Source organism: Clostridium folliculivorans (genome assembly GCF_024341905.1).
Taxonomy (GTDB): Bacteria; Bacillota; Clostridia; order Clostridiales; family Clostridiaceae; genus Clostridium_AR; species Clostridium_AR folliculivorans.
This window is the reverse complement of record NZ_BQXY01000003.1, coordinates 62,870-88,502: the sequence shown is the minus strand read 5'-3', so window position 1 is coordinate 88,502 and position 25,633 is coordinate 62,870. Positions and strand designations below refer to the sequence as shown.

The 25,633-nt window shown below is 30.5% G+C and carries 21 protein-coding genes and 1 other annotated feature; all 21 genes read left to right on the top strand.

The window, feature by feature from the left end:
• Positions 1-183: 183 nt before the first annotated feature.
• The 21 genes from OCU55_RS10580 (at position 184) to OCU55_RS10480 (ending at position 25,524) form a co-directional block, all read left to right on the top strand.
• Positions 184-789 carry a GNAT family N-acetyltransferase gene (locus tag OCU55_RS10580; RefSeq protein ID WP_261852286.1) on the top strand — a complete coding sequence of 202 codons (606 nt, stop codon included), beginning with the start codon at positions 184-186 and terminating at the stop codon, positions 787-789.
• Between the two features lie 89 nt (positions 790-878).
• Positions 879-1,376: a PRC-barrel domain-containing protein gene (locus tag OCU55_RS10575; RefSeq protein ID WP_261852285.1), complete on the top strand. Its 498-nt coding sequence runs from the start codon at positions 879-881 to the stop codon at positions 1,374-1,376.
• Positions 1,363-2,388, top strand: a complete 1,026-nt coding sequence (locus OCU55_RS10570; protein WP_261852284.1) for an AI-2E family transporter — start codon at positions 1,363-1,365, stop codon at positions 2,386-2,388. Before OCU55_RS10575 ends, OCU55_RS10570 begins: the two co-directional genes overlap by 14 nt.
• A gap of 244 nt (positions 2,389-2,632) precedes the next feature.
• Positions 2,633-2,806 (top strand) — a binding site (T-box leader).
• 240 nt (positions 2,807-3,046) lie between these two features.
• Positions 3,047-5,686 carry an alanine--tRNA ligase gene (gene alaS, locus OCU55_RS10565; RefSeq protein ID WP_261852283.1) on the top strand — a complete coding sequence of 880 codons (2,640 nt, stop codon included), beginning with the start codon at positions 3,047-3,049 and terminating at the stop codon, positions 5,684-5,686.
• A gap of 152 nt (positions 5,687-5,838) precedes the next feature.
• Positions 5,839-6,096 (top strand): IreB family regulatory phosphoprotein, encoded by a 258-nt coding sequence (locus OCU55_RS10560; RefSeq protein ID WP_183276796.1) that lies wholly within the window; start codon positions 5,839-5,841, stop codon positions 6,094-6,096.
• A 318-nt stretch (positions 6,097-6,414) separates the two neighbouring features.
• Positions 6,415-6,831, top strand: coding sequence for a Holliday junction resolvase RuvX (gene ruvX / locus OCU55_RS10555; protein WP_261852282.1), 417 nt, complete (start codon positions 6,415-6,417; stop codon positions 6,829-6,831).
• 53 nt (positions 6,832-6,884) lie between these two features.
• Positions 6,885-7,145 carry a DUF1292 domain-containing protein gene (locus OCU55_RS10550; RefSeq protein WP_261852281.1) on the top strand — a complete coding sequence of 87 codons (261 nt, stop codon included), beginning with the start codon at positions 6,885-6,887 and terminating at the stop codon, positions 7,143-7,145.
• 17 nt (positions 7,146-7,162) lie between these two features.
• On the top strand, positions 7,163-7,621 hold the full coding sequence (locus OCU55_RS10545; protein ID WP_261852280.1) for a Fur family transcriptional regulator: 459 nt from the start codon (positions 7,163-7,165) through the stop codon (positions 7,619-7,621).
• A 43-nt stretch (positions 7,622-7,664) separates the two neighbouring features.
• Positions 7,665-9,332: a ribonuclease J gene (locus tag OCU55_RS10540; protein ID WP_261852279.1), complete on the top strand. Its 1,668-nt coding sequence runs from the start codon at positions 7,665-7,667 to the stop codon at positions 9,330-9,332.
• A 16-nt stretch (positions 9,333-9,348) separates the two neighbouring features.
• Positions 9,349-9,699, top strand: a complete 351-nt coding sequence (locus OCU55_RS10535) for a YlbF family regulator (protein WP_261852278.1) — start codon at positions 9,349-9,351, stop codon at positions 9,697-9,699.
• 105 nt (positions 9,700-9,804) lie between these two features.
• Positions 9,805-11,622 carry a translational GTPase TypA gene (gene typA, locus OCU55_RS10530; protein WP_261852277.1) on the top strand — a complete coding sequence of 606 codons (1,818 nt, stop codon included), beginning with the start codon at positions 9,805-9,807 and terminating at the stop codon, positions 11,620-11,622.
• 169 nt (positions 11,623-11,791) lie between these two features.
• Positions 11,792-12,808 (top strand): endolytic transglycosylase MltG, encoded by a 1,017-nt coding sequence (gene mltG / locus OCU55_RS10525; protein WP_261852276.1) that lies wholly within the window; start codon positions 11,792-11,794, stop codon positions 12,806-12,808.
• 27 nt (positions 12,809-12,835) lie between these two features.
• Complete coding sequence (locus OCU55_RS10520) at positions 12,836-13,480, top strand: O-methyltransferase (RefSeq protein WP_261852275.1); 645 nt, start codon at positions 12,836-12,838, stop codon at positions 13,478-13,480.
• Positions 13,481-13,485: 5 nt separating this feature from the next.
• Positions 13,486-14,712, top strand: a complete 1,227-nt coding sequence (locus tag OCU55_RS10515) for a peptidase U32 family protein (protein ID WP_261852274.1) — start codon at positions 13,486-13,488, stop codon at positions 14,710-14,712.
• Positions 14,712-15,332 carry a uridine kinase gene (gene udk / locus OCU55_RS10510; RefSeq protein WP_261852273.1) on the top strand — a complete coding sequence of 207 codons (621 nt, stop codon included), beginning with the start codon at positions 14,712-14,714 and terminating at the stop codon, positions 15,330-15,332. The genes OCU55_RS10515 and udk overlap by 1 nt, the downstream gene beginning before the upstream one ends.
• A gap of 69 nt (positions 15,333-15,401) precedes the next feature.
• Positions 15,402-17,030: a penicillin-binding transpeptidase domain-containing protein gene (locus OCU55_RS10505; protein WP_261852272.1), complete on the top strand. Its 1,629-nt coding sequence runs from the start codon at positions 15,402-15,404 to the stop codon at positions 17,028-17,030.
• A 581-nt stretch (positions 17,031-17,611) separates the two neighbouring features.
• Positions 17,612-19,693, top strand: a complete 2,082-nt coding sequence (locus tag OCU55_RS10500) for an AraC family transcriptional regulator (RefSeq protein WP_261852271.1) — start codon at positions 17,612-17,614, stop codon at positions 19,691-19,693.
• Positions 19,694-19,830: 137 nt separating this feature from the next.
• The gene (locus OCU55_RS10495) at positions 19,831-21,222 is read left to right on the top strand and encodes an MATE family efflux transporter (RefSeq protein WP_261852747.1); all 1,392 of its coding nucleotides are present in this window, start codon (positions 19,831-19,833) and stop codon (positions 21,220-21,222) included.
• A gap of 290 nt (positions 21,223-21,512) precedes the next feature.
• Complete coding sequence (sigK, locus tag OCU55_RS10490) at positions 21,513-22,211, top strand: RNA polymerase sporulation sigma factor SigK (RefSeq protein ID WP_206869773.1); 699 nt, start codon at positions 21,513-21,515, stop codon at positions 22,209-22,211.
• A 162-nt stretch (positions 22,212-22,373) separates the two neighbouring features.
• Positions 22,374-23,426 carry a type IV pilus twitching motility protein PilT gene (locus tag OCU55_RS10485; RefSeq protein WP_261852270.1) on the top strand — a complete coding sequence of 351 codons (1,053 nt, stop codon included), beginning with the start codon at positions 22,374-22,376 and terminating at the stop codon, positions 23,424-23,426.
• Positions 23,427-24,237: 811 nt separating this feature from the next.
• Positions 24,238-25,524 (top strand): glycosyltransferase family 2 protein, encoded by a 1,287-nt coding sequence (locus OCU55_RS10480; RefSeq protein ID WP_261852269.1) that lies wholly within the window; start codon positions 24,238-24,240, stop codon positions 25,522-25,524.
• The last annotated feature ends 109 nt before the right edge of the window (positions 25,525-25,633 follow it).

Genomic DNA, 25,633 nt, shown 5'->3' with positions numbered 1-25,633 from the left:
TAAAGTATAAAAAATTAGCTAATATGACTTACAACTTACTAATATTAGTAAAAATAAAGTCTACTTACATGAAAAACTTTACTTATGCATATTTGGGAAAGGAATATGTACAAAAAATAACAAGGATATTATTTAATTCAATAAATTTGATACAAATTTTATAAATAGATAGGAAGATGGAATATGATTAAAAAGAGTATTGATGTTAAAGAGTTATTGGAACTTAGTGGAGAAAAGGTGTTCCTAAAAAAGCTTGGAAAAGAATATGAAGATGACTATTGGAAAGCCTTTAATGAAGGTGATATAGAATCAACTATTTTTACTGGAACACAACAAGTGTTTAATAAAACAAACGTAGAAAGTTATTTACAGAATATATCTTTAGATAGTACAAGAATAGATTTTATTATATTCTCAAAGAGTACAAAAAAGATAGTTGGAGAAGTAGTGATAAATGATATCTATAGAAATAATAGAAGTAGCAATCTTAGAATTTGTATATTTAAGAAAGGGGATTTTAACAAAGGATATGGAACTGAAGCGTTAATATTAGCATTACATTATGGTTTCGGCATGCTAAATCTCCATAGAATCGAGCTAGAGGCTTTGAATTTTAATGAGAGAGCGGTGGAAGTATATAAGAAAGTAGGATTTAAAAAAGAGGGAATAAAAAGAGAAGGTTGGTATTTTAATCATAGATATTATGATTTAGTAACTATGAGTTTTTTAGAAGATGAATTTAGAGAAAAGTATATTGATAGTCAGTATAATCTTAAAAATCTTTTGTAAATTATGAAGATATACTACAACTTCATAATTATGGTATTGTTTTGATTATTTTGGTAAATACTACTCTTAAATATTTAAGGGTGATGAGTATGCAAAGAATTAAAGACTTCGAATATATGAATGTATATAATATACAAGGCAGAAAGCTAGGATCTATAAAAGAAATTTATATTGACTTTTTTAATGGAAAGCTTAAAGGGTTTGAAGTAAATAGAAGAGGGTTAAAAAAAGAAAACTTTATACTTATTGAGGATATAATAACGCTAAACAAAAGTTTAATATTTAATAAATTTAGTAAGGTGCAAGGACTACCTTTTTGTAAGATAAAAAGTATGGATGTAGTAGATAAATGTGGTGAGATAGTAGGGGTAGTTGAAGATATAATTATTGATCCGTCAGATTATACCATTAAGGGACTAATAATATCGTCTGGTTTTATAAACAAATTGATAAAAGGAAAGAATATAGTATTGCTGAGTCAAATCATACTAGGGGAAAAGTTCATTTTGTATTATGGAAGCTATAATGTACTATTAAAGTCAATGCCCCATAACTTTACAAAAGGAGATTGCTATGAAGAAACCTAGTAAAAAAGTTATAGTCAATTTGATATTATCGGTAATAATTCTATTGATTGTGGTTTTATATATTAAATTAAGGATTATAAGGGAAGTTATTTTTATTATAATTTTTTCCTTTATTGTTTCCTATACATTAAAACCACTTTTAATGTATAGTATGGAAAAGACCAGGATAAATAAGAAGTTTGGAGCGGGGGTAATCATTTTAGCTGTATTCAGCTTTGTTGTTATTACAGTAGTAGGGGTAATTCCTTCACTTTTTAAGGAAGGTGCAAATATAGAAACTATAATGAATTCTGTAGAGCGGTTAGCAAACTGGGTTAATTCAAAAGTGCATATGAGCCAATATGGAATTCTTGATACTTTAAGTGTGCAAATTAACGAAAGATTAAATGTAGCATTAAGTGATTTTTCTGAGAAGGCTTTTGATAGCTTAGTAGACTTTAGTGAAAATCTACTTTCTCTTGCGGTTGTTCCGGTTGTAAGTTACTATTTTTTGGCTGAAGGAAATATCATAGAAAATAAGCTTTTACTTTTAGTCCCTATGAAAAAAAGATCTATTATTAAAAGAATAATAAATGATATAGATAAGGCTTTAGGCAGATATATATTTAGTCAATTCGTATTATGTGTGATTATTGGAGTGCTTACATTTTTTGTGCTCATAAGTTTGAAGATACAGTTTCCTATTTTGTTGTCAATTTTTAATGCAGTTGTAAACATAATACCATACTTTGGCCCTTTGATAGGGGCAATACCTGCGATTTTAGTTGCCTTGATTCAGTCGCCAACAAAAGCTGTATATGCCACAATATTACTTTTTATTATACAACAGGTTGAAGGTAACTTGATTTCTCCTCAAATAACGGCTTCAAGTATAAAAATGCATCCGTTATTAATAATAATACTTTTACTAATAGGAGAAAAAATTGGTGGGTTTTTTGGAATGATACTAGCAATACCTATTGGAGTTATAATTAAAGTGATTTATGAAGATATTGACTATCATATGTACTAAAGGAATACCTTATCTGAGCTTAAGTTATACTTGTTGTATAATCAAGATTTCTAAATATTATCGAGCATGTATAAATTAGTAGTTGAGCTATGAATCCTATAAATATATAAGTAATTATTTATAAAGATAAACGGATGCCTATAAATCGTTATTTATAACAATTTAATCCATAAATTGAGCGGATTTTCTAAGTAAATATTGACAGAGATAGAACATTATCATATAATTTGCCTATAAAGTTAATAGTAGTGTGATGACGAGAATAAGTAAATAACTTATGGCTACAAAGAGAAGAAGTGGTTGGTGAAAACTTCTTAGCATAGTTATTGAAGGCTATCTTAGAACACTTTTCTTAAGAGATGTATTTTTAAGTACATAATTAGGGTGGTACCGCGGAAGTATAGCTTTCGTCCCTTGCTGGGATGAAGGCTTTTTTTTGTTCTTTAGGAAATCATAATATATAAGTTTTTGGAAGATTATATTTTATTATAAGAAAAAATTATAATCAACTAAAGAATAAGGGGATTACCTCCTGCCAGAATTTCTTCATGTATGTTGAGAAAAGGCAGATGCGCAAAAAAACTCACTGAAGAGATCCCTTCAGCGACTTTTTACTAAATTTTAAAATATTTGTATTAAAAAGAATGGAGGAAAAGATATGAAATACATGGGAGCAAACGAATTAAGAGATGCATATCTAAAATTTTTTGAAAGTAAAGGTCACTTAGTAATGCCATCATTTTCATTAGTACCAAAAAATGATAAGAGCTTACTTTTAATAAATGCTGGTATGGCACCTTTAAAGCCATATTTTACGGGAGTTGAAGAACCACCAAGAAAGAGAGTGGCTACTTGTCAAAAGTGTATAAGAACTGGTGATATAGAGAATGTAGGAAAGACTTCAAGACATGGTACTTTTTTTGAAATGCTAGGAAACTTTTCTTTTGGAGATTATTTTAAAAATGAAATAATTCCATGGGCATGGGAATTTATAACTGAGACTCTTTCTATACCTAAAGATAAATTATATGTGACTATATACCTAGAAGATGACGAAGCTTTTGATATATGGACTTCCAAGACTGATGTAGATCCAAGTAGAATTTTTAGACTAGGTAAGGATGATAACTTCTGGGAAATAGGAGTTGGACCATGTGGACCATGTACAGAAATTCACTTTGACAGAGGTGACGGGAAGATTGCTTCCGTAGAAGAATTTGTAAAGGCTGCTGATGAAGATAGGGTAGTAGAATTCTGGAATCTAGTTTTCACTCAATTTGATAAAGATGAAAATGGTAATTATAATAGATTAGCTAATCCTAATATAGATACAGGTATGGGTCTTGAGAGAATTACCACAATTATGCAAGGCGTAGATAATATTTTTGAGATTGACACAGTTAAAAACATATTAGGAACTGTAAGTAAAATTGCAAACGTAGAATATAAATCGGATGACAGTAAAGATGTTTCACTAAGAATAATAACTGATCACGTAAAAGGTGTAACTATGCTTATATGTGATGGAGTTCAACCTTCAAATGAAGGAAGAGGTTATGTATTAAGAAGACTACTAAGAAGAGCTGCAAGACATGGAAGATTATTGGGCATTAAAGAGCTATTCTTAACTAAAGTAGTTGATTCAGTTGTAGAAAACTATTCAAGCGGTTATCCTGAACTTTTAGAAAAGGCACAGTATATAAAGAAGGTAGTTTTACTAGAAGAAGAAAGATTTAATGAAACTATAGACAGCGGTATGGATATACTTAAAGGATATATAAATGAACTTGAAGTTGCTAAAGGAGAGGTTCTTTCAGGAGAGAAAGTATTCAAATTATATGATACTTATGGGTTCCCATTAGAGTTAACTGAAGAAATACTTGAAGAAAAGGGCATGAAGGTAGACCTTGAAGGCTTTAATAAGGAAATGAAGGAACAAAGAGAGAGAGCAAGAGCTGCAAGAGGAACTACAAGTTACATGGGCAGTGATGAGATTCCTGTAAATAAAATAGAAGCAACTCTAAGCACAAGCTTTGATGGTTATGGAACAATAAAACATCATGGAACAGTACTTTTACTTTCAGATACTACAGAATTTAAAGAAGAGTTATCAGAAGGTGAAGAAGGTTTCTTAGTTGTTGATAGCACACCATTCTATGCTGAAATGGGTGGTCAGGTAGGAGATACTGGAATAATAACTGGTGAAGGATTTAAAGCGGAAGTTTTAGATTGCAAAAAGAACCCAGGTGGAAAGATTTATCATGTTATAAAGGTTAGTTATGGTACTGTTAAGGTTAACGATACTGTAAGTCTTGAAGTCGATAATATCAGAAGAAATAGTATATGCAAAAACCATACAGCTACTCATATGCTTCATGAAGCATTAAGAGAAGTACTTGGTGAACATGTAAACCAATCTGGTTCATATGTAGATAGCGAAAGACTAAGATTCGACTTTACTCATTTCTCAGCATTATCAGCTGAAGAGTTAGATAAAGTTGAAACTATAGTAAATGAAAAAATAATGGAAGCATACTCTGTTTGTACAGATGTTATGACTATAGATCAAGCAAAGAACAGTGGTGCTATGGCTTTATTTGATGATAAATATAGTGATGAAGTTAGAGTAGTATCAATAGGTGATTTCTCAAAAGAGCTTTGTGGAGGTACTCATGTAAGTAATTCAGGACAAATTGGATTATTTAAAGTAGTTTCTGAAACTGGTGTTGCAGCTGGAATAAGAAGAATTGAAGCATTAACTGGCTTCAATGCAATAAAATATTTTGAAAGCAAAAGTGAGATAATAAGAGAAGTTACTTCAACACTAAAATGTAATGAAAAAGATATTTTAAGAAAGTTACATTCACAAACTGCTGACTTAAAAGAAAAGGAAAAAGAAATACAAGAGCTTAAACTTAAGATGGTTCAAGGTTCTGAAGATGATATTTTAGCTAGTGCCAAAGAAATTAAAGGTGTAAAAGTTGTAGCTTCAACTGTTGAAGGCCTTGATGGAAATTCACTAAGAGATTTAGCTGATAAGATAAGAAATAAAGTTGGTAGTGGAGTAGTCGTTTTAGGAAGTGCAGCTGACGGAAAAGTTAATCTAGTAGCTATGGCAACTAGAGATGCTATAGAAAAAGGAATACATTGTGGTAAGATTATAAAAGAAGTAGCAACAATCGCTGGCGGTGGCGGCGGCGGAAGACCAGATATGGCTCAAGCCGGAGGTAAGAATCCAGAAAAGCTAAACGAAGCTTTAGCAAAAGTAAATGAGTTAGTAGAATTATTGGTAAAATAGTGTACATTTCCATAAATATCATTTATAATTATATTAAACATAAAACAGAATAAACAATTGTTAGTAGGTTAATACTAATTTATATGATATTTAAATAATTTTTTCATGTGAACCAGTAAGGGGGTGAAGCTGCCACTTTAAGCAGCGAACTTATGGCAAATAATTTAGATCATACAATGCAATTTGACTTTACAAAGAATAAAAAAGACTTAACGAAGGCTATCTTGAATGAGGTTTATAATTCTTTAAAGGAAAAAGGTTACAACCCTGTAAATCAACTTGTAGGTTATTTAATTTCAGGAGACCCTACTTACATCACAAATTACAATGGTGCAAGGGCTTTGGTAAGAAAACTTGAAAGAGATGAAATTCTTGAAGAGGTAATAAAATCTTATCTAGAGATAAAATAGAGGGTGCCCATTTGGGTACCCTTTAATGTTATAAAATATAACAAAATTTATTTTCAAGCTTTTACTTTGGGTATAATTGAATTTTTTTTAATTAAGAAGGTTATTATTTAACTAATAGGGGAAATTAATATTTAATTAAAGATATTTTTTCAAAGAATATTAAAATACCTGTAACTTAATAAAACCATAAATAATTCATGTATCTTCTTTAATAAGATGAATTTTATTTACACAATATATAATGAATAGTAATTTAATTCATATATTTAAGTAAAACGTATAAATAAGTATTGTTAATAGACCCTATAGGAGAAAACGATGCGTATAATAGGATTAGATTTTGGACAAAAAACTATTGGGGTGGCAGTATCAGATCCCTTAGGATTTACTGCTCAAGGAATCACAACGATTAGAAGAAAAAACTTCAGATATGATCTCGAAGAAGTGAAGAAAATCTTTGATGAGTACAATGCAGAGCTCATTGTTATAGGACTTCCTAAAAATATGAATGGAACAATTGGTCCCTCAGGCGAAATGGCTCAAGACTTTGGAAAACGACTTGTTGAATTATTCAACCCTAAAATTGAATTTTGGGATGAGAGACTTACTACTGTTGCGGCTCATCGTGCAATGCTAGAAGCGGATTTATCAAGAAATAAAAGAAAAAAGATAGTTGATAAGATTGCTGCCACATTTATACTTCAAGGTTATCTTGATAGATTGGCAAATCAATAATTGACTTTCATTATCAATAAAATTAATATACAATATAGAAGGAGTGTTTTTTAATGGAAAATAATATTGATACAATAGTATTGCTAGATGAAGATGGAATTGAAACTGAATTTGAGGTTATTACAAAACTTGATATTGAAGAAAATGAATACGTAATCGTAGTTCCAGTAGATGGATCAGAAGATGACGCAATCGCTTTAAAAATCGTTACAGATGAAGAGGGAAATGATGCTTTGATAACAGTGGAAGATGAGGAAGAATTTGCAATGGTTGCAGAAGCATATGAAACCCTTTTTGCCGATGACTTAAATTAATAAAGAGAGGTTTTAGCATGTCACAGGTATCATCAAAAGACTATAATCAATTGAAAGAAGATTTGAAAAAAAAAGGCTACAAATTGACTCCACAAAGAAGAGCAATTGTAGATACTATTCTATTAAATAAAGGCAAGCATCTCACAGCTGAAGAAATTTATGATGAAGTGAAATTAGGTTGTCCAGAGATAGGCTTAGCTACTGTATATAGAACTATTTTACTTTTAGAAGAGATGGGAATAATATATAGACTTGATTTAAATGATGGAAGTGCAAGATATGAAATGGCTCACGATGATGAGCATCATAGACACCATCATTTAGTTTGCAATAACTGTGGTAAGGTAATTGAAGTTGAAGCGGATTTACTTGATGATTTAGAAGAACTTATTGAAAAAAAATGCGACTTCAAAATAATGGATCACAGCGTAAAATTTTATGGCTTATGCAGCGAATGTGTTGATAAAGACATATAAAGCTTTATAATAAAAAATTAAATAAATCTAAAGGAGGGGACATATGAAGCGTGAAAAACTAAAGGCGAAAATCATTCCTTTAGGTGGCACAAATGAAATAGGAAAAAACATGACTGCCATTGAGTTTAAAGATGATATAATCGTCATAGACAGCGGATTAAAATTTCCAGAAGAAGATATGTTCGGAATAGATATTGTAATTCCAGATATAACGTATCTACTAAAGAATAAAGACAAAGTTAAAGGTATATTTCTAACACATGGACATGAAGATCATATCGGTGCATTACCTTACGTGCTTAAGCAGCTTAACATACCTATATACGGAACAAAGCTAACATTAGGTATAGTTGAAAGCAAATTGAAGGAACACGGTCTTCTAAGTACTACAGAACGTATTGTAGTTAAGCCAAAGGATGTTATCAAACTCGATTCGGTTTCGGTTGAATTTATTAAGACAAACCACAGTATAGCAGATTCGGTAGCTATAGCAATCCATACTCCAATGGGAGTTATATTGCATACTGGTGACTTTAAAATAGACTATACTCCAATCGATGGAGAAGTAATTGATTTGGCTAGATTCGCAGAACTTGGTAAGAAAGGTGTACTTGCGCTGTTGGCTGATAGTACCAATGTTGAGAGACCTGGATATACTATGTCTGAGAGCATTGTAGGCGATAATTTCTTAAAAATGTTCGCAAAGGCAAAGGGAAGAATATTAGTTGCAACTTTTGCTTCTAATATCCATAGAATTCAACAAATAATAACTGCAGCTCAAGAGAATGAGAGAAAAGTAGCTGTTTCAGGAAGAAGTATGGAAAACATTGTTCAAGTTGCTATTGAACTTGGATATTTACAAATTGATAAAGAGGTTTTAATAACTCTAGATAATATTAATAAATATCCAAATGATAAACTTGTGATAATAACTACTGGAAGTCAGGGAGAGCCAATGTCAGCTTTAGCTAGAATGGCTTCGTCTGAACATAAAAAGATAAATATAGTAGAGGGAGATTTGGTTGTAATATCAGCTACTCCTATACCTGGAAACGAAAAATTTGTATCGAGAATAGTAAATCAATTATTCAAAAAAGGTGCAGAGGTAATATATGAATCTATTGCAGGGGTTCACGTTTCTGGTCATGCATGTCAAGAAGAACTAAAGCTTATGCATACATTAACAAAACCTAGGTACTTTATACCTGTTCACGGAGAGTACAGACATCTAAAACAGCACGGTGAACTTGCTGTTAAGTTAGGATTACCACCTAAGAATTTCTTAATACCTGAAAATGGAGATGTTATTGAAATTACTAGAGATAATCTAAGAAAAAATGGGACAGTAATTTCAGGAAATGTTTTTGTTGATGGATTAGGTGTAGGCGATGTAGGTAATATAGTACTAAGAGATAGAAAACATTTATCTCAGGATGGTATACTTACCGTAGTTGTTACTATCGAAAGAGAAAGTGGTAATGTAATTGCAGGACCTGATATAATCTCAAGAGGTTTCGTTTATGTAAGAGAGTCAGAAGATTTAATGGATCAGGCAAAGGAAATTGTTAAGTCAGTACTTAGACAATGCGAAGAAAATAAAGTTTCTGACTGGGCTACAATGAAGTCAAACATGAAGAATGAATTAAGAGTTTTCTTATATGAGAAAACTAAGAGAAAACCTATGATATTACCAATAATAATGGAAATATAATTGTGGGGGAATAAGTATGGCTAATATATATGATAAAGCTCATGAATTTGCAAATGAGCTTAAAGAAATTCCAGAAGTAGTTGCATATAGGGAAGCTTCAAAGAAAATTTCTGAAAGTCCAGAACTAAAAAAAATGGTGGAAGACTTTAGAAAAGTTCAAATTGAAGCATATAGTGAACAAATGCAGACTGGAACTGTAACTGATGCAACTAGAGAAAAAATGCAAAAAGTTGGAAGTGTAGTAATGATAAATCCTACTGTAGCAGCATACCTTCAAAACGAAGCTCAATTCGCTGTTATCTGGGAAGATTTACTAAAAATATTAAATGATGCAATAGGTGTGGATATAATTACACCAAATTCCTAGTATTTTAGTTGACTTTTGTAGAAAGTAATATTAGAATTAAAATGTTGAAATTGGATACAACGGTATCCAATTTTATTTTGTGGTTAAAACCAATGGAGGATAAATATGGAATTAATAACAAGAAATGATATAAGAAACATAGCAATAATTGCTCACGTTGACCATGGTAAAACTACTTTAGTTGATGCGCTATTAAGACAAAGCAATATATTCAGAGCAAATGAAAAAGTAGAAGAAAGAGTAATGGACTCCAATGACCTAGAAAAGGAAAGAGGAATAACTATACTTTCAAAGAATACAGCAGTTACATATAATGACATTAAGATAAATATAATAGATACTCCAGGACACGCTGACTTCGGCGGAGAAGTTGAAAGAGTTCTAAAGATGGTTGATAGCGTTCTTTTAGTTGTAGACTCTTATGAAGGACCTATGCCACAGACTAAATTCGTTTTAAAGAAAGCTTTAGAGCTTGGCTTGGATCCAATAGTTGTAATCAATAAGATAGACAGACAAGATGCTAGACCTACTGATGTTATTGATGAAGTTTTTGAATTATTCTTAGAACTTGGAGCAACTGATAAGCAGTTAGACTTCCCAATAGTTTACGCTTCAGCTAGAGAAGGTTTTGCAAAACTGGAGATGGAAGATGAAAGTACAAACATGGAACCTTTATTCAACACTATAATAGAACATGTTGAACCACCAAAGGGTTATTTGGATGCTCCACTTCAAATGCTTGTTACAACAATAGATTCAAGCGAATATGTTGGTAAGATTGTAATAGGTAAAGTTGTTCGTGGTAGTGTAGCAAAGAACCAAAATATTGCTGTTGTAAGAAAAGACGGATCAACATCTAATTACAAGGTCTCAAGTCTTTATACATATAATGGACTAAAGAGAGAAGAAGCAAACGAAGCTGCACTTGGAGATATAATAGCTTTAAGTGGTATAGTTGATGTAAATATTGGAGAGACTATAGCAGACGCTCAAAATCCAGAAGCACTACCATTTGTTGATATAGACGAGCCTACATTAAACATGAACTTCATGGTAAATGACTCACCATTTGCAGGACGTGAAGGTGATTTTGTTACTTCAAGACATTTAAGAGATAGACTTATGAAGGAACTTGAAACAAATGTAAGTTTAAGAGTAAATGAGCTTTCTCCAGATCGTTTTGAAGTTAGCGGAAGAGGAGAACTACATCTTTCAATACTTATAGAAACAATGAGAAGAGAAGGATATGAATTCCAAGTTTCTAAGCCAAACGTTATATTTAAAGAAGAGCATGGAAAGAAAGTAGAACCTATTGAGTACTTAACTATAGATGTTCCAGAAGAATTCATGGGACCTGTTATGGAAAAGCTAGGACCTAGAAAAGCTGAAATGGTTAATATGACTTCAGCAGTAAATGGATATACAAGATTGGAATTCTTAGTACCTGCAAGAGGTCTTATAGGATTCAGAAGTGAATTCATGACAGATACAAAGGGTAATGGTATAATGAACCACGTATTTGAAGGTTATGATAAATACAGAGGTGATATTCCTGGAAGAAGCAGAGGGTCATTAGTTGCTTTTGAAGCTGGTGATGCAATAGCATATGGATTATTCAATGCTCAAGAAAGAGGTACTTTATTCATAGAACCTGGTACTGAAGTTTACTCAGGAATGGTATGTGGTGAGTGTTCAAGAGCGGAAGATATAGAAGTTAACGTTTGTAAGAGAAAACATCAATCTAATACAAGAGCTTCTGGTTCTGATGATTCATTAAGATTAACTCCAGCAAAGAAACTTTCTCTAGAGGAATGTCTAGAATTTATAAATTCTGACGAACTTGTAGAAGTTACCCCTAAGAACATTAGAATGAGAAAGAGATTATTAGATTCTAATGAAAGAAAGAGAGCTGGAAGAAAGTAATTTGCTTGCTAGCATAAAAATAGTATAATTAAGTAAATAGCCTATTAGGCTATTTACTTTTGTATATAAAGGGTTTTAAACATACTATATAAAAATATAATTATTGTACATATTAATTTTTAGTATAGCTTTTGTAATAGGTTATACGGTTTAAAAGCAGGGGGATATTATGAGAAACTTTAAGAAGCCTTTAATTTTTATTTCTTCCTTTATATTAATAGTTCTTATTTCAATAACATTTTTTTACATAAAATATTTAAGAGCTATAAATAACCCTCTCCAAGGAAAGGGAAGTACAGTAAGTGTAGTTGTAAAAGAAGGAGAAAGTCTTTACGACGTTCTTGAACATTTAAACAGTGAAAAATCACTAAAGAGTTTATATGCAGCAAAGTACTATATAAAGAAAAACAACTTAGGTGGAGAAATTCAACCGGGTACATATGATATTTTAATAGGAACTTCTCTTGACAAAATTATTAGTTTGCTAAAAGAAGGTGGACACAACATTAAAATAACAATTCCTGAAGGATTGAATGTGGAGGAAATTGCATTAAAGGTTGAGAAGAGTGGCCTTGTCACTAAAGACGAGTTTTTAACTGCAGTAAAAAAATATCCATTGCCTAAGTATATAAAAGAAAATAAAGATAAGAGATATCAACTTGAAGGATATTTATTTCCAGATACATATTTTTTCAAGAAGAGTGATAAATCTGATGACATAATGATAGCAATGATAGCTAGATTTCAACAAGTTATGAGCGAAGTTCAAAAGGAAACTAATAAACCAATATCAGATTCTGATTATGAGAACATAATAAATAAGGCTTCAATGATTGAAAAAGAGGCTAGAGTGGATTCTGATAGACCTTTAATATCTTCAGTTATTGATAATAGATTAAAAAAGAATATGCCTCTTCAATTAGATGCAACAATATTATATGCTATAGGACAACATAAAGATATAGTAACCCTTAAGGATTTAGAAGTTAAATCTCCTTATAATACGTATAAAAGTAAAGGATTACCAGTGGGACCTATATGTAATCCAGGAAAGCAGTCAATCTTAGCTGCAGTTAAGCCGGAAGATACTAACTTCTTATATTACTTACTGAAGAAAAATAATGAACACTATTTTACTGCTGATTATAATGATTTTTTAAAGATGAAGAAAGAATTAGGATATTAATTATAACCAAATTTGTTGGAGGAAATTATGAGTGGAATTACACATGACTACATGGAGGAATATCTTAGAGGTCTGATTGGAGACAGCGAAGATGAACTATATGAGTTAGAAAAGTATGCAGGAGAAAATTCAGTTCCCATAGTACAAAAAGAAGCAGGTAAGTTTTTAGAGTTTATGGTTTCTATGAAAAAACCTAAAAAAATATTAGAACTAGGAACTGCAATTGGTTACTCTGCCATCCTTATGAGTAAAGCTGCTAATGGAAATGCAAGTATAACATCAATAGAACGTGATGAAAATATGGTATCTATTGCAGAGAGTAATATTTCAAAGTATAATTTTAGTGATAAAATTAAAGTTGTTAAAGGTGATTGTCTAGAAATATTAGAAGGTTTAGATGATAAGTTTGATTTGATTTTTATGGATGCTGGTAAAGGGCACTATAATCACTTTTTACCTCATTGTCTAAGACTGTTAGCTGAAGATGGAATTATAATATCAGATAATGTTCTTTTTAGAGGAATGGTTGCTTCTAATGACTTGGTTATAAGAAGAAAAATAACGATAGTTAAAAGAATGAGAAAGTATCTTGAAGAGATATCCAAAGATAAGAATTTAATCACAACTATCATTCCTATGGGAGATGGAATAGCTGTGACAAAGAGGAGGTAAAAATAATGAGAAAACCGGAAATACTAGCTCCAGCAGGGAGTCTTGAAAAATTAAAAACTGCTATTGATTTTGGTGCAGATGCTGTATATATAGGTGGAAGTAAACTGAATCTAAGAGCCTTTGCTGATAATTTTACAAATGAACAAATAAGTGAAGGTGTAAAATATGCACATGAAAGAGGGAAGAAGGTTTATGTAACAATGAATGTTTTTCCTCATAATGGTGATTTAGCAGGACTAGAGGAATATTTAAGAAATTTAAGAGATTTAGAAATTGATGCTATAATCGTTGCTGACCTAGCAATATTCGCTACAGCAAGAGAAGTAGTTCCTGATATGGAAATCCATATAAGTACCCAAGCTAACAATGTAAACTGGAGATCAGCAAAGTTCTGGTATGATCAAGGTGCAAAGAGAGTAGTACTTGCAAGAGAACTTTCTATGAAAGAAATAGAAGACATAACTTCAAAAATTCCAGAAGATTGTGATATAGAGGCTTTTGTTCATGGGTCTATGTGTATGTCTTATTCAGGAAGATGTCTGATTTCCAATTATATGACAGGAAGAGATTCTAATAGAGGTGCTTGTGCTCAACCATGTAGATATAAATATTATCTAGTTGAAGAAAAAAGACCAGGAGAGTATTTCCCTGTATTTGAAGATGAAAAAGGTACATATATATTAAATTCTAAGGATTTATGCATGATAGAACATATACCTGAGCTTGTGAAGAGTGGGATTTACTCATTTAAGATAGAAGGAAGAATGAAGAGTTCTTATTATGTTGCAGCAGTGGTTAAAGCTTATAGGCAAGCTCTTGATGCATATTGGGCAGATCCTGAGAACTATGAATTTAAAAAAGAATGGCTTGATACTGTTGTTAAAGTTAGTCATAGAAGTTATCACACAGGATTCTATTTTGGTGAAAAGAATAAACAAGTGTACGAAACTTCTTCATATGTGAGAGATTATGATATTGTTGGTGTAGTTAAGAGTTATGATAAAGAAGCTAAAATTGCAACTATTGAACAAAAAAACAGAGTTTTTGAAAATGATGTAGTTGAAGTATTAAGACCTGAAGGGGATTCGTTTGAAGTAAGTCTATCTGATATGAAAGATCATTTAGGAAATAAGATTGAGGTTGCTCCAAGAGCACAAATGATATTTACTATAAGTTCAGAAACGGAGCTTAGAGAAAATGATATGCTTATAAAGAGTAAGGGGGACAACTAATGTCAAAACCAATTTTGATAGGAATTACTGGAGGAACTGGTTCAGGGAAAAGCACTATTGCTAAAGAGATATACAACAAGTTTGATCAAACTTGTATTGCAATGATAGAACAAGACTCTTATTATAAGGATCAAAGTTATCTATCTATGGAAGATAGACAGAAAACAAATTACGATCACCCAGATGCTTTTGATAATTCTTTATTAGTTGAACATTTAAAGGCTTTAGTAGAAGGAAAGAGTATAGAGAAACCTAAATATGATTTCTCGATTCACAATAGGGTAACTGAAACTGTAAGTGTGGACTCAAAGGATATAATAATTGTCGAAGGAATATTAGTTTTAGAAGATAGTAGAATAAGAGATCTTTTAGACATTAAAATATATGTAGATACTGATTCTGATGTTAGGATAATACGTAGATTGCAAAGGGATATAACTGAGAGAAAGAGAACAGTTGAATCGGTTATAAACCAATATCTAAGCGTAGTAAGGCCTATGCATTTACAATTTACAGAACCTACTAAAAGGTATGCTGACTTGATAATCCCAGAAGGTGGACATAATAAGGTAGCTATAGACATATTAGTAGCAAAGATTAAACAAATTTTACTTAAATAGAATTTTCAAATAACAACTTGAATAAAACACTCCTCTAAAGGCTAGAATTCAGCAAGAGGGGTGTTTTTTATGTTAACTAAGAAAAGATTTATTATAATAGCGGATTTTGTAATAGCTTCATTTATTGTATTGGTATTTAGACTCTTTTATGTAGGCAATGAATATAATCCTAATGCAATAGAAAAAGAATATAGTCATAATGTACAAGTAGATACTACAGCTGATAACAAATATGCGTTGATTGACGACAACAATAAAGACTTGCTTTCATATAACAAAAAATATGTTATAGTTATAGATGCTATGGTTTTTAAATTGAATAGTACTGAAAATAATCTCAGAAATCTATTAGCATTAAGTTATATTATGAAAAATGAAGTTAAAGATTTCTCATATAAAGACATACTAAAAACTACTGGAAAAATATACTATACTGTAAGTGAAGATAGCTATAACAAGGTAAAAGAGCTTAAAACCATGAAGGGACTTTACTTTTATGTAGCATCAAATGTAAATAGAACTGAAGCCTGGAAGATTGAGAATATACTTTCAGATGTAAACAAAACTGATGGTAAAGAATTGAAAGAAGAAGGGACACTAGAACATTTAATATATGATTATACAAAAAATAACAAGACTCCATCAGTGTATAATCAATTAAATAGTGATGGAATTTATTCTTTAAAGGATTATGCCGCACCTACATCTAATGTAAATGTGAGACTTACATTAGATAAAGACTGGCAAGACAGTATAAGAGCCGTTTTGAATAGTGATAAGTATAAGGATGTTCCTAATATTGGTATTGCTCTTATAGAAGCTAAAACTGGTAAAGTAAAGGCTTTAGCTCAAAAGGATGAGTCGCAACCAAACATAACCATTGGGATACAGAATCAAAGTTTTGAGCCAGGATCAACCTTTAAGATAATAACAGAAGAGGCAGCTTATAATTACGGAGATTTAAGCAAAGACAGCACTTTTCTATGTGATGGAAGGTATTGCTTTAAGGAGGGTAAGAACTATGCGCACGGAACCCTTAGTGCACATGATGCATTTTTAGAATCTTGTAATACTGTGTTTAGAAAAATTGGATTCAAAGTAGGGTTCATACCTTTAGTAGACATGGCTAAAAAGCAAGGATTATTTTCTAAGGTGCTTAATCTTCAATACGAAGGAAAAGGCGTTGAGCCAAAAGAAGAAAATGGTATAGGTAATGTTTCAATGGGTCAAACTTTGAACGTAACTCCACTTCAAATGGCTGCTGTTGTTGCAACTGCGGCAAATAATGGAACTTATAATAAGCCTTATATAATAGATGAATTTGTTCAAAATGATGGAACGGTTGTCAAAAAGTTTACAGCTGATACTCAGAAAGTAATTAAGCCTGAAATAGCTAAAACTGTTTTAGATGACATGAGAGGTGTAGTAACTGAAAGCAAGGGTACTGGGTATAATGCAAGAATAGATGGCATTGAAACTGGTGGTAAAACTGGTACTGCTGAAGGTGAAAACTCTAAAAATCACGGATGGTTTGCAGGTTATTTTAAATTAAATGGGGACTACTATTCATTGGTGGTTATGGTTCCGTATATCAATCAAAATAGTAGCATAGGTAAAAATGGTAATGCAACTGCAGCTCCAGTATTTAAGGATATAGTTTTGAGCATAGCTCAAAAAGATAAACAGAAAAATAACTAAACAGTAGAAAGAAATTAAAGTGTCATTTTTATTTTTGAGAACTTTATAAAGAATTGAGATATAAAATAGTACTCTGTGAATCATAAAATGGTTCTGTAGTACTATTTTTTTGTGTTAAAGTTATACAAGTTTCGACATGACCCAAAATACATATCTTATCGACTTTATTAGCGCTTTGTACATCTATAGATGAACCACTTCATAATTAAACTTATATTTTCAAATTCTCCTCTCAGAACCCAGAGGAGTTTTGAAAATAGATTTCGTATTGAAGTAGTTCATCTTTATACCAGTTCCAAATGAAATGTATTTATCAAGTTAACTTACAATTTTATACATTGATGATTCGAGTGATTACGGTGTAAAATCTAAATGAAAGTATTATTTATTAAACTTTGATAATTCAAAGTTTAAGTAAAGTGCTCAATAACTTGATAGTTAAATTTCAATCTGTATATCATGATAAATATATTCAATTATTCAGTTTAAATATAAATAAAACATAAATCCTATTAATAACTGATACATATACATAAGACAAAGGATAATTTTTTAGTAGATCTTTAAGGAGTAGATTTTTTATGAGAAAAGAGTATATTGATTTCTCTACAGGAATACCGGTTAGTGTAGATTTCGTAACCGTAGAGGAATATCCCCTTCATTGGCATAATTATATTGAAATATTATATGTAGTTAAGGGAAGCGTATTTGTAAACATAAATGCAGGAACTTATGAGCTTCTAGAGAATGAAATAGAGATAATTAATGTGGATGAAGCACATCGCATTTTTTCAAAGGATAAAGATAATAAAGTACTTATATTTCACATAGATCCATACTTTTTTGAAAAATATTATAATGATATAAAAAACATGTTTTTCTACACAAATTCTAGTGAAGAAGGTGCGCAGGAAAATGAAGAGTATGATGAACTTAGGACTTTTTTAAGTATAGTTCTTTGTGAATTAGTTCAAAAGAGTGACAATTATGACGAGGAAATAGAAGATACATTGGTAGATCTTCTATATCATCTTATAAATAATTTTCATTATCTTATGCATGAACAAGAAGAGCTTAGAGAAAATGATGAACAGTTAGATAGATATCATAGAATATCTAAATATATCTACAATAATTATAATAACAATATAACCTTGCAGGATATTGCTGATAAAGAATTTTTAAGTACTCACTATCTCTCTCACGAGATAAAGTATTCAACAGGATATAGCTTTACTGAACTTATTAATCTGACAAGAGTAGAGGAATCTGTTAAACTTTTGCTAGATAGTGACAAGCCTATCTCTGAAATATCTGAAGAAGTTGGATTTTCACATACGAGATACTATAACAAAAACTTTAAGTTTTATTATAAAACTACACCTTTAAATTATAGAAAAAAATATAAAGTTGATGAAGAAACCTTAGAAAAAAGTAAAAAGATAAAGTATTATGATTTAAAAGATGCCATAGATTCCGTTATGTATTATCTTGAAGATTATGATAGATTTAATTTTGAGGACAAGATAAACAAGATTAATATAGATGTTAGTGAGGAACTTGGTCCTTTTGAAAAGAATTTTAAAGATATAATAAATGTAGGAAATGCCTTTGAATTATTGTTGGAAGATAATAAAGATATTTTAGAAGAAATTCAATATGAAATTGGATTTGAATATGCAAGGCTTCTAAATGTATTTTCTTCAGATATGGGAATATTTCCAAAAGTTAAGTTTTATAACTGGAGCAGAACAGAAACTGTACTAGAATACCTAGATACAATAGGTGTTAAACCCTTAATAGTTTTAGATGATAAGGATGTAACTCAGCAAGAATTCTTAGATGTTTTAAAATCATTTTTAGATTTCTTCTCTAAGCTTGAAGGATTGAATATTAATGATTTTGTCTTCCAATTTACCCAAAGCACATTGGATGATAATATTAAGAAATCTAGAATAATCATAGAAGAAGAATTCGAGCTTCGAATAATTGAAGATAGATTTAACGATGAGTTAAGTGTAGACCCTATATATGATACCTCGTATATGCTGCCTTTTATAATCCAAAATCAATTAAATAAGGAAAGTAAGCAAAATGCTCTTAGAGCTTTCGATGTTTTAGACAATCAACCTTACTTGACGAATGAAGTTTTCTTTGGGTATCCAGGTATGGTAAATGACAAGGGGATAAGAAAAGCATCTTTCTACTCATATTATCTTTTGAATAAGTTAGGTGATACTCTAGTGGCAAAAGATAATGGGTATATAGTTACTAAAAAAGAAGGAGAATATCAAATACTTCTATATAGCTATAATGAAGAAATCATAAATCTTATTCAATTGAAGAAATATTCAAAGCTTAGAGGTTTAAAGAATTCTACTGAAAAGAAATTCTCATTAAATATTGTGAAGATACCAACTTCAGCTAGGGTTACATCATATCTTATAGACGAAGAAGTGGGATCATCATATAATTATTGGCTTGATATGGGAAAGCCTGTACGATTAAATAAAGAAGAAAAAGAAATACTTTTAAAGGCAGCTTTTCCGAAAGTAGAGTTTAAATTTGCTAAAAAGAGTGCTGTTTTGAACTTACAAGCTAAGTTAGAAGGTTATGGAGCAGTGTTAATAATAATAAAAGAAGTACAAAAACACCTTAAGTAAGGTGTTTTTCTGCTTTTTATAGAAATATATAATTTTTTTATAAAACCATAAAAGTACCTTTTAGTAAGCAGTTAAGTGAGTTAAAGATTTTCTTTAATTAGATTATAATTCTAATATAGAGAAAAAGAGGTGAATCCATTGGGATAAATGATAAAATCTATAATGATGGAAAAGTAAGCAAGGTACTTTTAAAATTTGCAATACCAGCGATTATATCACTTTTAGTATTAGAATTATATAATATGGTTGATACTGTTTTCGTAGGTAGGTATGTAGGAGCTGATGCCATAGGAGGGCTTACAATAGCTTTTCCAATACAAAGGCTTATGATAGCTATAGGAATGTTAATAGCTATAGGAGCTTCAACTTCTGTATCAAGATGTCTTGGTGAGAAAAACATAGAACATTTAAAAAGAACAATTATTAATGCTATTATGTTAGCGATTGCATCTATTACAGTTGTTATTCTTATAATATGTTTATTTAAGAAAAGCATAATAATTGCACTAGGAGCTAGTGTAAATACCTTTAGCTTTGCAGATCAATATATAACCATAATATTAATAGGTGGAATATTCCAGTGTATTTCGACTGTAATTTGTTATGTGATGAATGCTCTTGGTAATACAAGAGTAACTCTGTACTCCAATATTATTGGATCTATTTTCAATATTGCAATAAACTATATTTTAGTAGTATTAATGCATTATGGAGTAAGAGGTGCAGCAATAGCAACAGTTGTCTCGCAAATACTTGCTTTTATCTTTGCTATAAGTAGATTTAGAGTTGTAAAAAAGAATTTTGATATAAGTTTTTCATTCAAATATATTAGAAGCGTGATAGAAAAAGAATTTTTATTTAATATAATTACCATAGGATTTTCTACTTTTATAATCGAGATATCCGATGCGGTTGTTTCAGTAATTCTCAACAATCTTCTAGTGTCTCATGGAGGAGATAGTGCGATTATAATAGTTGGAGTTATAACTAAGGTTTCAATGTTTATGTTTATTACTATAATAGGAATAAGTTCTTCAATGCAGCCAATAGTAGCGTATAATTATGGTTGCGGTAACTATACAAAGATGAAGGAAGCCTTAAAGACTGCTATCATAGCGGTATCAGTAGCTTCAATGACTTTCTGGGTAATATTAATGGTTTTCGCAAACTCAATTATAGGTTTCTTTTTAAAAGATGCAGAAATATTAAATAACGCAGTGCTAGCTTTTAGAATATGTATATCAATAATACCGGTAATAGGAATTTACTATATATGTATATATTATTACCAAGCGATAGATGAAGCCAAAACATCATTCTTGCTTTCAATATATAGACAACTAGTTATTTTTATACCAATATCAATATTATTTGTTCAATTGTTTGGAATAATAGGCGCATGGATAGCTTATCCTGTATCAGATATTATTTCTGCAATTACATCTATACACTTTATTAGGCAAGTAACAGTAGAAAGTGATAAGCATCTATTTGTCACTAATAATATTATAATAAATTTAAAAAAGTAGTATTAAGAATTATCGAAAGAACTCTAAAGAAACAAGTTGTTTTTTAAGCTTGTTTCTTTTTTATGCTTTTAGAGTAATGTAAAAAAGAAGAATGTGTCGCCTGACAAATTTTCATCTGATACATTCGCCAAGGCATATGAGCATAAAATCATTGAAGAAAGTCGCTTTAGCTATTTTTTTATTTAGAACTATTTCATTAATTATTCATAAAACAAAATATTATCTCTAATAGGAAACAAGTACATACTTCCCTCATACTATATTAATAAGCACTAATAGGAGGAGCATCTGTGTTTATTTTTAGTTATTTCATTGATGTGATTGGCAACATAGTTCTATTGTCTGGTTATATTACCGGTAATAGTACGTTTCCACAGCCACTAGATGAAAAAGATGAGGAAATGTATATCGCGAAGCTAAAGAGCGGAGATTCTAATGCAAAAAACATATTAGTCGAAAGAAATTTAAGGCTTGTTGCACACATTGTAAAAAAATATTCTTTTCAAAATAAAGATTTAGATGATCTAATTTCTATTGGAACAGTAGGACTCATAAAAGCAATTGATTCTTACGATTCTTCTAAGGGAACTAGACTTGCTACCTATGCAGCGAGATGTATCGAAAATGAGATCTTAATGCTTTTTAGGAATAACAAAAAAGTAAAAGGAGAAGTATTCCTGCAAGATCCAATTGGAGTTGACAAGGAAGGTAATGAGATATGCCTAATAGATGTCTTAAGTAGTGAAAATGATTCAGTTTTAGAAACTGTAGAAAGCAATTTACAAATTAGATCACTTTATAATAAGATGAATTCTATTCTTTCAATAAGAGAAAAGGAAATAATAGAGATGAGGTATGGTCTCATTGATGGACATTCAAAAACACAAAGAGAAATTGCAGCATTGTTAGGAATATCGAGGTCTTATGTTTCAAGAATTGAAAAGAAAGCTCTTAAAAAACTATTTAAAGAACTTAATAGTAAAAGGTAGGTATTTGGCTAAATTCTTCTTGATAGCAGAAGGATTTAGCCAATTTTATCGAATAAAATTAAAATAATTTATTGTTTTTTATTTATATATTTTGCTTTATTTTAATTAAATTTGTATAATTGTAGGTAGATATACTTTGAAATGACATGAGGAGGATAACCAGTGATAACATTAAAGGAATTACTTTCAAGAACAATAGAGGAAGGCGCCTCTGATCTTCATCTTACAGTAGGGATTCCACCAACTATAAGAGTTAATGGTAATTTAGTGAAGATAGGACAAAATAAGCTAATGCCATCGGATACAGAAGCTTTTGCAAAAGAAATACTAGAAGATAGCTTTGGAAAATATGATGAAGCAGGTGAGTTCGATACTTCATATTCTATTGCGGGACTTGGTCGTTTTAGAGTAAATGTATTTAAACAAAGAAATAGTCATGCTCTTGCTATAAGAGTTATAGCGTTAAAGATTCCAACTTTAAATGAATTAGGCCACCCAGCGATACTTAAGGAACTATGTCAAAGAAAAAGAGGACTAGTTTTAGTTACAGGGCCAACTGGTAGTGGTAAGAGTACAACACTAGCAGCTATGATAAATGAGATAAATCAAACTAGAGAAGCACACGTAATAACATTGGAAGATCCAATTGAGTTTTTACATAAACACAATAAATGTATAATAAATCAAAGAGAAATAGGTAAAGATAGTAGATCCTATGACAATGCTTTGAGAGCAATACTAAGAGAAGATCCAGATGTTATACTAGTAGGTGAAATGAGAGATCTTGAAACGATTGCTATTGCGATTACTGCTGCTGAAACAGGACATCTAGTTCTTTCAACATTACATACTATTGGTGCAGCTAAAACTATTGATAGAATAGTGGACGTTTTCCCTCCTCATCAACAGCAACAAATAAGAATACAGTTATCTGCTGTGCTTCAAGGAATCGTTTCTCAACAGCTTGTTCCTACTAATCAAGGTGGAAGAACTTCAGCTTTAGAGACAATGGTTAGCACTCCTGCAATACAAAATCTTATAAGAGAAGGAAAAACTCATCAGATTGAGTCTTCTGTGCAAACTGGTGGCAAGTATGGAATGAAAACAATGGATATGAGTCTTGCTGAGTTGTATAGAAAAGGCATTATCAGTGAAGAAACGGCATTAAGCTTTTCGGTTGATAGAGAAATGGTAAGCAGATTAATGATGATGTAATAAAGGCAACTCCTTGGAGTTGCCTTAAATCTTTTATTAAATTACCTAGTAGATTATATTAAAAGAAAATAAAAAAAAATTTTTCGGAAATGATAGATTTAGGGTCTTATATATGTTGTTGATTAGTAAGACATATAGTCAAGAAACTTTATGCAGTAATTATCCGTATTTATTGCATAATTATGCGGTATTGATTTTATAAGTTTAATAATTAGATCTCTTTTCATGATAAGTCCTCCTTTAAGATTGTATTAATTTTTTAACTAATACAACTTAGCCAAAGGATTCATCATATCTGTGAAATAGAGAGTTTTTAAATCCCTTTTCACAAGTTCATAACATATTAAAACCTCCTTGCCGAATTTTCTAATAATATTATATCATAAGGTTGTATAAATATAAAGTCTTGGGAACAATGATAAAGTAGCTATATAAGCAATTAATGCCAATATATAGTAAATAACATATAATTTCATAGATTAATATTCAATATAATGATAGTTGCTTCATTGTGCTTAATATTAATGAAGTTTATTTATAATGTCGGGAAATTGTTTGAATAAAAGTTTTCAAAAAATTTACAAATTTTAAAATATATATTTATATATTAAATAATTTTATAAAAAATTCTATAAATAAATATATAAATGGCTTGTTATAAGCAGTAAGTGATAAAGTAGATAATTTGTGATGTTCACTAAAAAATATGGTAAGGCTTATGTTAATCTCAAAAAGAAATAAATTTAAAAAGTACATATAGTATTTAAAGTTATTTTATGCTAAAATAACTATGAACTAGGGGGGAATATTAATGAATGTAATAAAAAGTTCGTTTGAGGTATTTTTAGGAATTTTTTCAAATGTAGTATTTATATTAACAATGTATTATATGGTGCTCTCATTATTTGGTATAATAAAATTAAAAAAGAAAGATAATATAAAACCCCAAAAAACTTTTGCATTAATTGTTGCAGCACATAACGAAGAAACTGTAATCGGAGATATAATACAAAGTCTTAATGGACTTAATTATCCTAGAGAAATGTATGATGTTTTTGTAATAGCGGATAACTGTACTGATAAAACTGCTGAAAAAGCAAAGAAACTTGGGGCAAAGGTTTACGAAAGATTTGATAAAGAAAAAAGAGGAAAAGGTTACGCACTTGAATGGATGTTTGATCATATATTCAAAATGAATAAAAAATATGATGCAGTTGCAGTATTTGATGCAGATAACCTTATATCTAAAAATTTCTTAACTGAGATGAATAAGATGTTATTAAAAGGATTTAAAGTTGTTCAAGGTTTTTTAGATAGTAAAAACCCTAAAGATACTTGGATAACAGGATGTTATTCTATATCCTTTTGGACTTCAAATAGAATGTTTCAGCTTTCAAGAAGCAATTTAGGCCTTTCTAATCAATTGGGCGGAACTGGTTTTTGTATAGAGACAGATACTTTAGAAACTTTAGGTTGGGGAGCAACTTGCTTAACTGAAGATTTAGAATTTACTTGTAAGCTTGTTTTAAATGGTCATAAAGTTGGTTGGGCTCATGAAGCAGTAGTTTACGATGAGAAACCTTTAACTTTAGCTCAATCATGGGCACAGAGAAAAAGATGGATGCAGGGGTTTGCAGATGTTTCTTCTAGATATTTTTGGAAGCTAATAAAAAGGGCAATAAAGGAACGTAGCTTTGTAGCTTTTGATTGTGCATTATATAGCATACAGCCTATAGTTATTATACTTTTAGCTGTTGCGACGATAATAAATATAGTACCAAATATATTAAATTTTTCTGGTAAAGCTATAGAATTATTTAACAATATTAACTCTGTAAATACAAGCTTGCAATCTATTTTGATAACATTAGGTGCATTGCTAATTATATTAATTCAATTTATATACACACCATTCCTATTAATACTCGATGGAAAGCTTTCACCAAAAATATTTTTATACTATTTCATTTATCCTATATTTAGTATAACTTGGCTTCCTATTTGTATTCAGGGAATAGTTAATAAAAATAACAAAGAGTGGTCACACACAGTTCATACAAGAAGTATAAATATAACTGATTTAGAAAAAGCAAATTAAACTCTGCGAAAGCAGAGTTTTTTCTGTATATGAAATATAAAGTTTTTAGGAGAATTAAAATTAGATATTTAAATTGTTTTAGAGGTTTTTATTGGTATAAAGTAAAACT

Excerpts from the sequence above, each read along its gene's own strand:
- OCU55_RS10480 (WP_261852269.1), top strand. The coding sequence starts at position 24,238 with ATGAATGTAATAAAAAGTTCGTTTGAGGTATTTTTAGGAATTTTTTCA.
- udk (WP_261852273.1), top strand. The coding sequence starts at position 14,712 with ATGTCAAAACCAATTTTGATAGGAATTACTGGAGGAACTGGTTCAGGG.
- ruvX (WP_261852282.1), top strand. The coding sequence starts at position 6,415 with ATGCGTATAATAGGATTAGATTTTGGACAAAAAACTATTGGGGTGGCA.
- mltG (WP_261852276.1), top strand. The coding sequence starts at position 11,792 with ATGAGAAACTTTAAGAAGCCTTTAATTTTTATTTCTTCCTTTATATTA.
- OCU55_RS10540 (WP_261852279.1), top strand. The coding sequence starts at position 7,665 with ATGAAGCGTGAAAAACTAAAGGCGAAAATCATTCCTTTAGGTGGCACA.
- OCU55_RS10575 (WP_261852285.1), top strand. The coding sequence starts at position 879 with ATGCAAAGAATTAAAGACTTCGAATATATGAATGTATATAATATACAA.
- OCU55_RS10500 (WP_261852271.1), top strand. The coding sequence starts at position 17,612 with ATGAGAAAAGAGTATATTGATTTCTCTACAGGAATACCGGTTAGTGTA.
- OCU55_RS10580 (WP_261852286.1), top strand. The coding sequence starts at position 184 with ATGATTAAAAAGAGTATTGATGTTAAAGAGTTATTGGAACTTAGTGGA.
- OCU55_RS10535 (WP_261852278.1), top strand. The coding sequence starts at position 9,349 with ATGGCTAATATATATGATAAAGCTCATGAATTTGCAAATGAGCTTAAA.
- OCU55_RS10505 (WP_261852272.1), top strand. The coding sequence starts at position 15,402 with ATGTTAACTAAGAAAAGATTTATTATAATAGCGGATTTTGTAATAGCT.
- alaS (WP_261852283.1), top strand. The coding sequence starts at position 3,047 with ATGAAATACATGGGAGCAAACGAATTAAGAGATGCATATCTAAAATTT.
- OCU55_RS10550 (WP_261852281.1), top strand. The coding sequence starts at position 6,885 with ATGGAAAATAATATTGATACAATAGTATTGCTAGATGAAGATGGAATT.
- OCU55_RS10560 (WP_183276796.1), top strand. The coding sequence starts at position 5,839 with ATGGCAAATAATTTAGATCATACAATGCAATTTGACTTTACAAAGAAT.
- OCU55_RS10515 (WP_261852274.1), top strand. The coding sequence starts at position 13,486 with ATGAGAAAACCGGAAATACTAGCTCCAGCAGGGAGTCTTGAAAAATTA.
- OCU55_RS10520 (WP_261852275.1), top strand. The coding sequence starts at position 12,836 with ATGAGTGGAATTACACATGACTACATGGAGGAATATCTTAGAGGTCTG.
- OCU55_RS10570 (WP_261852284.1), top strand. The coding sequence starts at position 1,363 with ATGAAGAAACCTAGTAAAAAAGTTATAGTCAATTTGATATTATCGGTA.
- OCU55_RS10545 (WP_261852280.1), top strand. The coding sequence starts at position 7,163 with ATGTCACAGGTATCATCAAAAGACTATAATCAATTGAAAGAAGATTTG.
- typA (WP_261852277.1), top strand. The coding sequence starts at position 9,805 with ATGGAATTAATAACAAGAAATGATATAAGAAACATAGCAATAATTGCT.